General features: G+C 69.1%; 7 protein-coding genes. All 7 read left to right on the top strand.

The window, feature by feature from the left end; translation table 11 throughout:
• The first annotated feature begins 124 nt into the window (after positions 1–124).
• The 7 genes from IQ458_RS02555 to mtnA all read left to right on the top strand — a co-directional run bounded on the left by IQ458_RS02555 (position 125) and on the right by mtnA (position 13,057).
• Positions 125–3,028 (top strand): DUF748 domain-containing protein, encoded by a 2,904-nt coding sequence (locus IQ458_RS02555; protein WP_203321806.1) that lies wholly within the window; start codon positions 125–127, stop codon positions 3,026–3,028.
• A gap of 175 nt (positions 3,029–3,203) precedes the next feature.
• Positions 3,204–6,707, top strand: a complete 3,504-nt coding sequence (gene smc / locus IQ458_RS02550) for a chromosome segregation protein SMC (protein ID WP_203321805.1) — start codon at positions 3,204–3,206, stop codon at positions 6,705–6,707.
• Between the two features lie 32 nt (positions 6,708–6,739).
• On the top strand, positions 6,740–7,474 hold the full coding sequence (zipA, locus tag IQ458_RS02545; protein WP_183641858.1) for a cell division protein ZipA: 735 nt from the start codon (positions 6,740–6,742) through the stop codon (positions 7,472–7,474).
• 220 nt (positions 7,475–7,694) lie between these two features.
• Positions 7,695–10,040 (top strand): NAD-dependent DNA ligase LigA, encoded by a 2,346-nt coding sequence (ligA, locus tag IQ458_RS02540; RefSeq protein ID WP_183641855.1) that lies wholly within the window; start codon positions 7,695–7,697, stop codon positions 10,038–10,040.
• Positions 10,037–11,005 (top strand): EF-P lysine aminoacylase EpmA, encoded by a 969-nt coding sequence (gene epmA / locus IQ458_RS02535; protein WP_203321804.1) that lies wholly within the window; start codon positions 10,037–10,039, stop codon positions 11,003–11,005. The genes ligA and epmA overlap by 4 nt, the downstream gene beginning before the upstream one ends.
• 111 nt (positions 11,006–11,116) lie before the next feature.
• Positions 11,117–11,908, top strand: coding sequence for a DUF3011 domain-containing protein (locus tag IQ458_RS02530; protein ID WP_235996586.1), 792 nt, complete (start codon positions 11,117–11,119; stop codon positions 11,906–11,908).
• Positions 11,909–12,001: 93 nt separating this feature from the next.
• Positions 12,002–13,057 carry an S-methyl-5-thioribose-1-phosphate isomerase gene (gene mtnA, locus IQ458_RS02525; protein WP_183641849.1) on the top strand — a complete coding sequence of 352 codons (1,056 nt, stop codon included), beginning with the start codon at positions 12,002–12,004 and terminating at the stop codon, positions 13,055–13,057.
• The last annotated feature ends 258 nt before the right edge of the window (positions 13,058–13,315 follow it).

Raw genomic sequence — 13,315 nt, 5'->3', positions numbered from 1 at the left:
GCGCCGGCCGGCGGGCAGGCTAAGGTGATTGTTCCGACCATCGGGCGGTCCTCCGGGCCCCATTCGTTCCGCTCCGACCGGCAAAGGGCCGGTGCGGAGGCGGGCGCCTTCCAAGGAGCAGGTCATGCTGGGCTGGATCCGTCGTCGACTGCTTTGGGTCATCGTCCTGCCGTTGCTGGTGGTGGGGCTGTATGCGCTGGCGGGCTTCTGGTGGCTGCCGCGCTTCGCCCGCGCCGAGGCCACCGACTATGTCCGCGAGGAACTGGGCAAGTCGCTGAGCCTGGGCGACCTGCGATTCAACCCCTTCACCTTCCGCGCCGAGGCCACCGCGCTGGCGATACAAGAGCCTGCGGCGACGGCGGGGCAGAAGCCGCTGGTCGCGCTGCGCCGGGCGGTCATCGATTTCCAGGTCTCGTCCCTGTGGAAGGGGGCCTGGACCTTCCGCGAAGTGACCCTGGACGGGCCCTACGCGCAGGCGCTGGTGCGCGCCGATGGTTCGCTCAACCTGGCCGACCTGGTTCCTCCTTCGAAGGACGACGGTCCGCCGCCGGACGTGCTGATCGCGCATCTCGTGGTGGCCGACGGGGCAATCGATTTCGCCGATCACAGCCGGCGCCTGCAGCCCAGCAAGCGGCTGGCGCCGATCCAGTTCGAACTGCGCGATTTCCGCACCGCGCAGGGCAACGGCAAGGGCGGTGGATTCCAACTGGCCGCCACTGGCGATCAGGGCGAACGCTTCGACTGGCGCGGGCAACTCTCGTTGCGGCCGTTCGCCTCAGACGGCGAACTGGGCGCGGCCAATCTCCAGGTCGACACCGCCTACGCCTTCCTCAGCGAGGCGCTGCCGTTCGAAGTCCATGGCGGCCGCTTCGATGTGGCCGGCCGCTACCGCTTCGCCGCCGGCACCTCGGCGGGCACGTTGCTGGAAGCGGCGCTGTCCCGCGCGCAGGCCAGCGGAGTGGGCGTGCGCGTGCGCGGCGAAACCAGGAACGCGGCCACCCTGGGCGAGATCGCGCTGGCCGGCGCCCGTTTCTCGCTCGGCAAGCGCGAGGTCGCCGCCGATCGCCTGCGGGTGGGCGGCTTGCGGACCGCGCTGACCCGCGAGGCCAACGGCGCGATCAGCCTGATGCGCTTGTTCCCGTCGACGCCGGAAGCCGCTTCCGCGCCCGCCGCCACGACGCCGGGCCCGGCCTGGCGGTTCAATCTGGGCGAAGTGGCGCTGGAGGACGCCGAGGTCGATGTGCAGGACCGCGCCGTCCGGCCGGCCAGCCGCTTCCACCTGCAGGCGCTGACCGCCAGCACCCGCGGGGTCAGCCTGGATCTGGACAAGCCATTGCCGATAGCGGCGTCGGCCACCGTCAACGGCAAGACCCGGCTGGCCGTGCAGGGCGAAGTGGTACCCGCCACCGTGGCCGGGCGCCTGCAACTGGATCTGACCGGCCTGCCGCTGCGCGACGTGCTGGCCTACCTGCCGGATTTCCCCGCCGTGGAATTGCGCTCGGGCACCCTCGGCGCGAACGGCGAACTGACCCTGCCGGGGGACGGAAAGCGCGGCGCGGCCCTGGCCTTCAATGGCGAAGGCCGCATCGACGGCTTCTCGCTGCTGGAGCGGGCAAGCAAGCGGCAGGTGGTGGCCTGGGAGCGGATGGATATCGGCGGCCTGCGCTATGCGCAGGCGCCGGATCGCCTGCAGATCGCCCGGGTCGTCATGCGCAAGCCGTTCGCCATCGTGGCGGTGGAGCCGGATCGCACCGTCAACCTCAGCCGGCTGTTCGCCAGCCGGGCGCCGGCGTCATCGTCGGGACCGGCGATGGCGGTCAAGCTGGACGATCTGCAATTGGAAAACGGCACCATGGCGTTCGCCGATGCCTCCATGGATCCCGGCTTCCGCGCCGACATCGCCGCCCTGCGCGGCCATATCCGCGGGCTGTCCACCGCGCCCTCGGCGCAGGCCCGCGTGGATCTGCACGGGCAGGTGGTCAACCGCTACTCGCCGGTGGAGATCTCCGGCACGCTCAACCCGTTCGCCTACGACGAGCGCACCGATTTGAAGATGAGCTTCCGCAACATCGATCTGCCCATCTTCAATCCGTACTCCGGACGCTTCGCCGGCTACGCCATCGCCAAGGGCAAGCTCAGCACCGAACTGCATTACCAGATCGACCATCGCAAATTGCAGGCGGCCCACCATGTCGTGCTGGATCAGCTGGAGTGGGGCGAGGCGACCGACAGCCAGGAAAAGGTCTCGCTGCCCATCCGGTTGGCGACCTCGCTGCTGAAGAACCGCCAGGGCGTGATCGACCTGGATTTGCCGGTGAACGGCTCGCTGGACGATCCCAGCTTCCGGGTGTGGCCGATCGTCTGGCAGATCCTGAAGAACATCCTGGTCAAGGCGGTGACCGCGCCGTTCGATTTCATCGGCTCGCTGTTCAAGGGCGCGGAACAGGCACGCTACGTCGATTTCGCCGCCGGCTCCAGCGAACTGGGCGAACCCGCGCGCACCAGCCTGGGCGCGTTGGCCAAGGCGTTGGTGGAACGCCCGGCGCTGCGGCTGGACATTCCGGCCGGCACCGCCCTGGAGGGCGAGGCCGAGGCGATTGCCGGGCAGCGGCTGGACGCGGCGATGCTGGGCCGGCGCGAGGGCGAGCCGGTCGCGGTCGCGGCGCTGGAGGCCGGGGAGCAGCGGGATCTGCTGGAGGCGCTGTACCGGCAGCAACTGGGACGCAAGCCGGACATCCCGGAGGCGGCCGAGGAGGCCGGGCGGGAGGCTGACCAGGACGAACTGGATCGCAAGGCACGCAAGGCCGCGCGCCAGACGGCCGAGGTGGCCTGGCTGCGCCAGGCGCTGCTGCCCCGGTACCGGCCCGGCGACGACGAACTGGCCGCGCTGGGACGCGCCCGCGCCAACGCCGTCCAGGATGCGTTGCTGGCCGGCGGCGAGGTGGATCCCACCCGGGTGTTCATCGATGGCGCCAAGGGACCGGCGGCGCACGAGGGCGGCGCGCGGCTGGAGCTGGGCCTGGAGTAGCCGGGGGCGGGCGGTCCCGCGCCGGGCCGGCGCCCGTTATACTCATCGGTCAATGCCGCAAGAGCAGTATTGGATTGCCATATAAATCAATTATTTGGCGATTCAACCTCATCCAGTCCAACAATTTGGCAGCGCACCGGCCGGCCGGTCGCGATGCCCGGAAAACCATCGCCGCATGCGCCTTTCGACCATCAAGCTGTCCGGTTTCAAGTCCTTCGTCGATCCGACCACGTTGCACCTGCCCACCAACATGACCGGCGTGGTCGGTCCCAACGGTTGCGGCAAATCCAACATCATCGATGCGGTCCGCTGGGTGATGGGCGAGAGTTCCGCCAGCCGCCTGCGCGGCGACTCGCTGACTGACGTGATCTTTTCCGGCAGCTCGGCGCGCAAGCCGGTGTCGCAGGCGACCGTCGAACTGATCTTCGACAATAGCGATCACACCATCGCCGGCGAATTCGCCGCGTTCAACGAAATATCGGTCAAGCGCCAGGTCAGCCGCGACGGCCAGAGCAACTACTACCTCAACGGCACCAAGTGCCGCCGCCGCGACATCACCGACCTGTTCCTCGGCACCGGCCTGGGGCCGCGCAGCTACTCGATCATCGAGCAGGGCATGATCAGCCAGATCATCGAGGCCCGGCCCGAGGATCTGCGCGTCTACCTGGAGGAAGCCGCCGGCATCTCCAAGTACAAGGAACGCCGCAAGGAAACCGAGACCCGCATCCGCCATACCCGCGAAAACCTGGATCGCCTGAACGATCTGCGCGAGGAAATCGGCAAGCAGCTGGAACACCTCAAGCGCCAGGCCAGGCAGGCCGAGCAGTACCAGGCCCTGCAGGAAGAGCGCCGGGTGAAGGACGCCGAGTGGAAGGCGCTGGAGTTCCGCGGACTCGACGTGCAGTTGCAGGGCCTGCGCGAGAAGCTGTCGCAGGAAGAAACCCGCCTGCAGCAGTTGATCGCCGAGCAGCGCGAGGCCGAGCGCAACATCGAAACCGATCGCCTGCGCCGCGAGGAAGCCGCCGAGAGCCTCAACAAGGCCCAGGGCGAGGTCTACCAGGTCGGCAGCACGCTGGCCCGGCTGGAACAGCAGATGCAGCACCAGCATGATCTGGCCGAACGCCTGAAGAAGGCGCGCGACGAAGCCCACAACGCGTTGCTGGAATTGGGCCAGCACATCAGCGGTGACGAGACCAAGCTCAACGTCCTGCGCGAGAGCGTGGACGAGGCCGAACCCCGGCTGGCGCAGTTGCAGGAAGAAGACCTGTTCAAGCAGGACGCCCTGCGCGACGCCGAAGCGCGCCTGTCGGACTGGCAGCAGCGCTGGGAAACCCATTCGCGCGAATCGGCCGAGGCCGCGCGCGCCGGCGAGGTCGAGCGCACCCGCGTCGATTATCTGGATCGCCAGGCGCTGGAAACCGAACGCCGCCGCGAGAACCTGGCCGCCGAGCGCGCCGGACTGGATCTGGACGCGCTGGCCGAAGCCTTCGAGCAATTGCAGATCCAGCACGACACCCAGAAGGAATCGCTGGAGTCGCTGACCGAGCAGGTCGAGTCGCGCAAGCAGTCGGCGGCGGGCGTGCAGGAGCAGCAGCGTGCTTCGCAGACCGAACTGTCGGAAGTGCGCAAGCGCGCGCAGGAAGCCCGTGGCCGGCTGTCCTCGCTGGAGACATTGCAGCATGCCGCGCTGGGCCAGGAGCAGGGCGCGGCGATGAGCTGGCTCAAGGCACGCGGGCTGGATTCGGCGGCGCGCGTGGGCGAGCGCCTGACCGTCGAGCCGGGCTGGGAAAACGCCGTCGAGGGCGCGCTCGGACAACTCATCGAAGGCGTGCTGGTGGATGCGCCGGAATCGCTGGTGGACGCCCTGGGCGAACTCGGCGAAGGCCGCATCGCGCTAGTGTCCGACGAACAGGCCGACTTCAACGTCGCGCCGACCTCGCTGGCGGCGCGGGTGCAGGGACCGGCGGCGGTGCGCCGTCTGCTGGCGCGCCTGCACGTGGCCGAGGATCTGGCCGAAGCGCGCCGCCTGCAGTCGCAGCTGGGCGACGGCGATTCGGTGATCACCCGCAGCGGCGAGCGCCTCGGCGCCGGCTGGGTGCGGGTGCTGCGTTCCGGCGCGGCCAAGCAGGGTGCATTGTTGCGCGAGCGGGAAATCCAGGGTCTGCGCGCCGAGATCGAAACGCTGCAGACCCGCGAGGCCGAACTCGAAGAACGCCTGGCCAACCTGCGCGACCAGTTGCTGGCCGCCGAGCAGCAGCGCGAGGACGCGCAGCGCGCCCTGTACCTGGCGCATCGTGGCGTGTCCGAACTGGCCGGCCAGTTGCAGAGCCAACAGGGACGGGTGGAATCCACCCGCCACCGCATCGACAAGATCGACCAGGAAATCGCCCAGTTGGTGGAAACCCTGGACGGCAGCCGCGAGCAGGCCCGCGAGGCGCGCCTGCGGCTGGAGGAAGCGGTCACCGCGATGGGCGATCTGGAATCGGCCCGGCAGGGCCTGGAATCCGAGCGCCGGCAACTGGTCGAGGCGCGCGATCTGGCCCGCGAGGCGGCGCGCGCATCGCGCGACGCCACCCATGCGCTGGCGCTGACCCTGGAATCGCAGCGCACCCAGATCATCTCCCTGAGCCAGGCGCTGGATCGGATGGGCGGCCAGCGCGGCCAGCTCGATTCGCGGCTGGAGGAACTGACCCTGCAGCTGAGCGAGGGCGACTCGCCGGTGCAGGAACTGGACGCCCAGCGCCAGGCGGCGCTGGAAGAGCGTGTCAACGCCGATCGCCGGCTGGCCGAGGCGCGCTCGGTGCTGGAAGGCATCGACAACGAACTGCGCCAGTACGAGCAGACCCGCCACCAGCGCGACGAGGCGGCACTGGCCCAGCGCGAACGGATCTCCCAGCGCAAGCTGGACCAGCAGGCGCTGGCGCTGAAGTCCGAGCAGCTGTCGCAGGGGATTGTCGCCGCCGGCTTCGTCGTCGAGGACGTCATCAACACCCTGCCGGAAGTGGCCGACGCGCGCGAATGGGAGCAGGCCGTCACCCAGATCGACTCGCGCATGCGCCGGCTGGAACCGGTCAACCTGGCCGCCATCCACGAGTACGGCGAGGCCTCCCAGCGCGCCGAGTACCTGGAAGCGCAGCACGTCGACCTGACCACCGCGCTGGAAACGCTGGAGGACGCCATCCGCAAGATCGACCGCGAAACCCGCGGCCGCTTCAAGGACACCTTCGACCGGGTCAATGCCGGCGTGCAGGCGCTGTATCCGCGCCTGTTCGGTGGTGGCCACGCCTACCTTGAACTGACCGGCGAGGATCTGCTGGACACCGGCGTGGCGATCATGGCGCGGCCGCCAGGCAAGCGCGTGTCCAACATCTCGCTGCTGTCCGGTGGCGAGAAGGCGATGACCGCGGTGGCGTTGGTGTTCGCGATCTTCCAGCTCAATCCGGCGCCATTCTGCCTGCTGGACGAAGTGGACGCGCCGCTGGACGAGGCCAACGTCGGCCGCTTCACCAACATGGTGAAGGAGATGAGCGAGAAGGTGCAGTTCCTGTTCGTCAGCCACAACAAGGCGACCATGGAAGCCGCGCACCAGCTCAGTGGCGTTACCATGCGCGAGCCCGGTGTGAGCCGACTGGTGTCGGTGGACCTGGAAGAAGCCGCGCGCCTGGCCGGCGCGGCCTGAACCCCTGATCAAACCCTGGCGGAGAATCCGACGTGTCCGACATGGCAATGCTTCGAATCGGCATCCTGATCGCCGGCGCAATCCTGATTGCGGCGATCATCTTCTTCGGCCGCCCCAAGAAGCCCAGCCAGGGCCGGCGGCTGGAACCGACGGAACGCGACAACGCCCGCGTCGAGCCCAGCCTGGCCACCGACGACACGGCCTACGAGACCGATCGCGACTACTCCGGCGACGAGGTCAGCCAGCCCGAACTCGGCCTGGCCGGCGGCACCCCGACCGCCGCCGACAGCCACCTGGGCAAACGCGCCAACCAGGACTTCGACAAGATCGTCTCGCTGTACGTGGCGGCACGCGCCGGGCAGGTGCTGCGCGGCGAGGACATCGTGGTGGCGGCGGAGAAGACCGGCCTGATCTTCGGCCACATGAACGTGTTCCACCGGCTGATCGAAGGCCATCCCGAACGCGGTCCGATCTTCAGCATGGCCAACATCATGCAGCCGGGCAGTTTCGACATGGCCAACATCCGCGAGATGGAAACCCCGGCCATCGCCTTCTTCCTGACCCTGCCGGCGCCGGTGAGCGCGCTGGAAGCCTGGGAGAAGCTGCTGCCCAACGTCGAGCGCATGGCCGAACTGCTCAACGGCGTGGTCCTGGACGACAGCCGCAACACCTTGGGCCGCCAGCGCATCCAGCACATCCGCGAAGAGCTGCGCGCCTACGACCGCCAGCACGAAGCGCCGCCGCTGACCAAGCCGCCGCGCTGGTAAGCCGGGGCGCCCGGGACCTGTGACGGGGCCGCCCTGGCCGGGTCCTGCATCCGCCCGCCAGGCTGCTTCCGCCGCGCCGCCCCAACGCGGCGGTCATATCTCCCGAATCGCCCGGATCAGAGCACACCGGATCAGAGCACGCCTGATAAGAACGCGCCCGATAAGAACACGCCGGATAAGAACACGCCGGCTTTGCGGCCCTCCGTCCTACAATCCCGCCATGACCGCACCCACACCCGCCGACCGCGCCATCGAGCTGCGTCGCCTGCTCGACGATGCCAACTACCGCTACCACGTCCTCGACGAACCCAATATCCCGGACGCCGAGTACGACCGGCTGCTGCGCGAACTGGACGAACTGGAAGCGGCGAACCCGGATCTGATTACCCCGGACTCGCCCACCCAGCGGGTCGGCAACGCGCCCTCGGCCCGGTTCGCCGAAGTCCGCCACGCGATCCCGATGCTGTCGCTGGGCAATGCCTTCAGCGACGAGGAAGTGCAGGACTTCGTCCGCCGCATCGCCGAAAAGCTGAAGCGGCCGCACCTGTTGTTCTCGGTCGAGCCCAAGCTCGATGGCCTGGCGATCAGCCTGCGCTACGAGGACGGCGCGTTCGTGCAGGGCGCCACGCGTGGCGACGGCGCCACCGGCGAGGACGTCACCGCCAACCTGCGCACCATCAAGGCCATTCCGATGCGCCTGCGCGGCAAGGGCTGGCCGCGGGTGCTGGAAGTGCGCGGCGAGGTGTACATGCCGCTGGCCGCGTTCCGCGCCTACAACGAGCGCGCGCTGAAGGAGGGCGGCAAGGTGCTGGCCAATCCGCGCAACGGCGCGGCCGGCTCGCTGCGGCAGCTGGATCCGCGCATGACCGCGCAGCGTCCGCTGGCGTTCTACGCCTACGCGGTCGGGCTGGTCGAGGGCGGCGACCTGCCGGCGAGCCATTCGCAGACCCTGGCGCGCCTGCGCGAATGGGGTTTCCCGGTCAGCGCGGAGAACCGCGTGGTCGACGGCGTGGATGGCCTGCTCGACTACTACCGGAGCGTCGGCGACAAGCGCGACGCGCTGCCGTTCGACATCGACGGCGTGGTCTACAAGCTCGACGACTATGAAGGCCAGCGCGAGATGGGTTTCGTCTCGCGCGCGCCGCGCTGGGCGATCGCGCACAAGTTCCCGGCGCAGGAACAGATGACCGTGCTGGAATCGATCGAGGTCAACGTCGGCCGCACCGGCGCGGTCACGCCGTGGGCGCTGATGCAGCCGGTGCAGGTCGGCGGCGTCACCGTCACCCGCGCCACCCTGCACAACGCCGATCAGATCGCCCGCCTGGACGTGCGCAACGGCGACACCGTGATCATCCGCCGCGCCGGCGACGTGATTCCGGAAGTGGTGAGGGTGGTGCTGGAGCGCCGCCCACCCGGTACCCAACCATGGTCCATGCCCACGCGGTGCCCGGTATGCGGTTCGGAAGTGGTGCGCGAGGAAGGCGAGGCGGTCTGGCGCTGTTCCGGCGAACTGACCTGCGCCGCGCAGCGCAAGGAGGCCATCGGCCACTTTGCCTCGCGCCGCGCGATGGACATCGAGGGCCTGGGCGAGCGTTACGTCGAGGTGTTGAGCGATCTGGGCTATGTCACCTCGGTGGCCGACCTGTACCGGCTGACGGTGGATGACCTGCTGGAGATGAAACGCCGCGCCGACGAGCGCGACGGCACCACGCCGGAAACGGTGAAGGCGGGCAAGGTCGCCACCAAGTGGGCGGACAACCTGATCGAGGCGATTGACCACAGCCGCACGACCACGCTGGAGCGCTTCCTGTTCGCGCTGGGCATCCAGCATGTCGGCGAGAGCACCGCCAAGGCGCTGGCGCTGTGGTTCGGCGATCTGGAATTGATCCGGCGCATGCCGTGGCCGCTGTTCAAGCGCGTGCCCGACATCGGCGGCGAAGTCGCGCGCTCGCTGGGCCATTTCTTCGACCAGCCCGGCAACCAGCAGGTCATCGACGATCTGCTGTCGCGCGGCGTCACCCTCACCGACGCGCACCCGCCGCACCCGAAACTGCGCGACGACCTCGGCTTGGCCGCGCTGCTGGTGGATCTGGAAATCCCCAAGGTCACCCGCGTGCGCGCCGAGCAACTGGCCGCCGCGTTCCCGCGCGTGGAGGCGCTGGTGGACGCGCCGGCGCACCAGTTCGTCAGCGCCGGCCTGCCGTCCGAATCGGCCAACGCGCTGGCGGCCTGGCTGGAAGCGCCCGAACACGCCAGGCTGCTGGCACACGCGGGCCAGGTGGTGGAACACCTGCTGTCGATCACGCCCGAAGGCGACACCGGTCCGGCCGGTCCGCTGGAAGGCAAGACCGTCGTGCTGACCGGTGGGCTGGCGGCGATGAGCCGCGACGAGGCCGGCGCGAAACTCGAGGCGCTGGGCGCGAAGGTCGCCGGCAGCGTGTCGAAGAAAACCAGCCTGGTGGTGGCCGGCGAGGCCGCCGGTTCCAAGCTGGCGAAAGCGCAGGAGTTGGGCATCGAAATCTGGGACGAGGCGCAACTGCTGGCTTTCCTGGCGAAGCACGCATGAGCTGGCAGCCCTCGGCGCGGTTCGAGGCCATCCGCCTGCGCGCCCGCTTGAACGCCACCCTGCGGGCGTTCTTCGCCGCGCGCGACGTGATGGAAATAGAGACGCCGGTGATGTCGCAGGCCGGCAACACCGATCCCAACATCGCTTCGTTCTCGCTGGAATTCGGCGGGCATGTCGATGCCGGCCCGCGCCGTCGTTGGCTGCGCACCTCGCCCGAATTTCCGCTCAAGCGACTGCTGGCGGCGGGGCTGGGCGATTGCTACGAACTGGGACGCGTGTTCCGCGACGGTGAAGCCGGCGGCCGGCACAACCCCGAGTTCACCATGCTGGAGTGGTACCGGGTCGGCTGGGATCACCAGCAACTGATCGACGAGTGCGCCGGACTGCTGCGCGAATGCCTAGCGCTGGTGGGCCGCGACCTGCGCCTGCGCCGGGTCGCCTACCGGGATCTCTATCGCGAGTCGCTCGGCATCGACCCGATGCTCGACGACATCGATGTCCTGCGCAATGCGCTGGCGGACGTGCGCATCGAGCCCGAAGGGCTGGACCGCGACGACTGGCTGGATCTGCTGATGACCCATCGCCTGCAGCCGGCGTTTCCCGTCGACCAACTGCTGGCGCTGTACGACTATCCAGCCTCGCAATGCGCGCTGGCGCGCGTGCGCGCTGACGCGGTGCCGGTGGCCGAGCGCTTCGAGATCTACCTGGGGCCGCTGGAAGTGGCCAACGGCTATCACGAACTGGCCGACGGCACCGAACAATCAAGGCGATTCCTTCGCGACGTCGCCGTGCGCCAAGCCCGCGGGCAGGATGCGCCGGCCATCGATACGCGCCTGCTGGCGGCGCTGGATGCCGGCCTTCCGGACTGCGCGGGCGTGGCCCTGGGGGTGGACCGCCTGCTGATGGCGATGCTGGATACGCCGCGCATCGCCGACGTGCTCTGCTTCGATTTCGCGCGAGCCTGAGTGGCGGCCAAACGTCTTCTGGCAGCGCCAAAAACGGAAACGGTTTCTTGGGTTCACATTCATGATGGTCCGGTAGATTCTCCACCAACACCACCCACGGAAGATCGCGCCATGAAGCACGCCACGATCCGCGTCATGCATCGGATGTTGCCGCTGTTGTCCCTGCTGTCCCTGGGCTCCGTGGCCGCGACGGCGACGGCCCAGGATCGCGGCTATGGCTACCCGGGGGATGGCTATGGGCAGGTCGTCCGCTGCGAGTCCCAGGACGCCAAGTACCGCCATTGCCAGGCCGATACCCGCGGCGGCGTCGAACTGATTCGCGGGCTGTCCAAGACCTACTGCACCGAGGGTCGCAACTGGGGCTGGGATCGCTCCGGCATCTGGGTCACCGGCGGCTGCCGCGCCGAATTCCGCACGCGCGGCGGTGGCGGTTGGGGCGGTGGTGGCTGGAATGGCGGAGGCTGGAACGGAAACGGCGGCGACCAGATTGTCCGCTGCGATTCCAACGACGATCGCCACCGCACCTGCGCGATTCCGCGCGGCGGCTACGTGCGCCTGCATCGGCAGATCTCCAAGACCCGTTGCGTCGAGGGCTACAACTGGGGCCGTGAGCGCGATCAGATCTGGGTCTCGCGCGGCTGCCGCGCCGAGTTCGCGGTCGGCGGTCGCGGCGGCGGTGGCTGGAACGGCGGAAATGGCGGCAACTGGGGCGGCAACAACCAGATCGTGCGCTGCGATTCCAACGACAACCGCACCCGCCATTGCGACGCCCATGTCCGGCGCGGCGCCCGGGTGGAGCGGCAGATCTCCAAATCCCCGTGCATCGAAGGACGCAGCTGGGGCTGGGATCGCGGCGGCATCTGGGTCAGCGGCGGCTGCCGCGCCGAGTTCCGGGTCTGGTGACGGCGGACCTCGCAGGAACATATCCACGGGAACATCCCCATGGAAAAGGCCCCGCCATGCGCGGGGCTTTTTTCTGGCCGCTACAATGGCGCGATGAACGACGCCTTCGACTACGCCCGCTACGACCGCATCCGTCCGATCCGCTGGACCGGCGACGCCCTGGAACTGCTGGACCAGCGCAAGCTGCCGTTCGTGGTCGAATACCTGACCTGCGCGACCAGCGACGAGGTCGCCGCGGCCATCCACGCGCTGGCCGTGCGCGGCGCGCCGGCAATCGGTATTTCCGCCGCCTGGGGCGTGGTGCTGGCCGCGCGCGCGGTCGAGGCTGCCGATGGCGCGCAGGCCGCCTCCGCGCTGGAACCGGCGCTGCAACGCCTCAACGCGGCGCGCCCGACCGCGGTCAACCTGGCCTGGGCGCTGGCGCGCATGCGCGCGGCGCTGCATGGAACGGGCGCGGACTGGCGCGCGGTGCTGGAACGCGAGGCACAGGCCATCGCCGACGAGGATCTGGCCGCCAACCGCCACATGGGTGAACTCGGCGCGGCCCTGATCCCGGCGGGCAGCGGCGTGCTGACCCACTGCAATACCGGTTCGCTGGCCACCGCCGGGTTCGGCACCGCGCTTGGCGTGATCCGCGCGGGCGTGGCACAGGGCCGGATTGGCCGCGTGTTCGCCGGCGAGACCCGGCCCTGGCAGCAGGGCGCTCGGCTGACCGCGTGGGAACTGCAGCAGGACGGCATTCCGGCCACCCTCATCGCCGACTCGGCCGCCTCGCACCTGCTGAAGACCGGCGCGGTGCAGTGGGTCGTGGTGGGCGCGGATCGGATCTGCGCCAACGGCGACACCGCCAACAAGATCGGTACCTACCAGCTCGCCATCGCCGCCCGCCACCACGGCGCGCGCTTCATGGTGGTGGCGCCGTCGTCCACGGTCGACATGGCCACGCCGGACGGCGACGCCATCGAAATCGAGGAACGCGATCCCGGCGAATTGCTGGGCATTGGCGGCGTCCGCACGGTGGCCGAGGGCATCGCCGCCTGGAACCCGGTGTTCGACGTGACCCCCGCCAGCCTGATCGACGCCATCGTGACCGAGAAGGGCGTGGTGGAGCAGCCGACGCTGGCGAAGATGCGGGCCGCTTTCGGCTGAACCGGCCGGCCCGGTGGCATTTGCCGGCGTCCGGAGAGGGGGAGCCCCGGGCAGGGACAGGGGCGCTCCGGCGGCCTCGGGCGCGATGCCCTCCGCGAGCCATCGGATGACCGGCTAACTGCTTGTTTCGGGGCTGAAAAACGGGCGAAAAAGTCCCGCCTGTGATACACTCCGCAGGTTGTAAAAACCTGCCTGAAACCCCGCCCGCGCTAGCGTTGCCGGCTCCGTCCCGGCAGGCCGGTTTCGGCTCGAAAAACC

Origin of the sequence: Pseudoxanthomonas beigongshangi, assembly GCF_016820515.1 — a bacterium.
Taxonomy (GTDB): Bacteria; Pseudomonadota; Gammaproteobacteria; order Xanthomonadales; family Xanthomonadaceae; genus Pseudoxanthomonas_A; species Pseudoxanthomonas_A beigongshangi.
The sequence above is the reverse complement of the archived record's forward strand: the minus strand, read 5'-3'. Positions and strand labels throughout refer to the sequence as shown.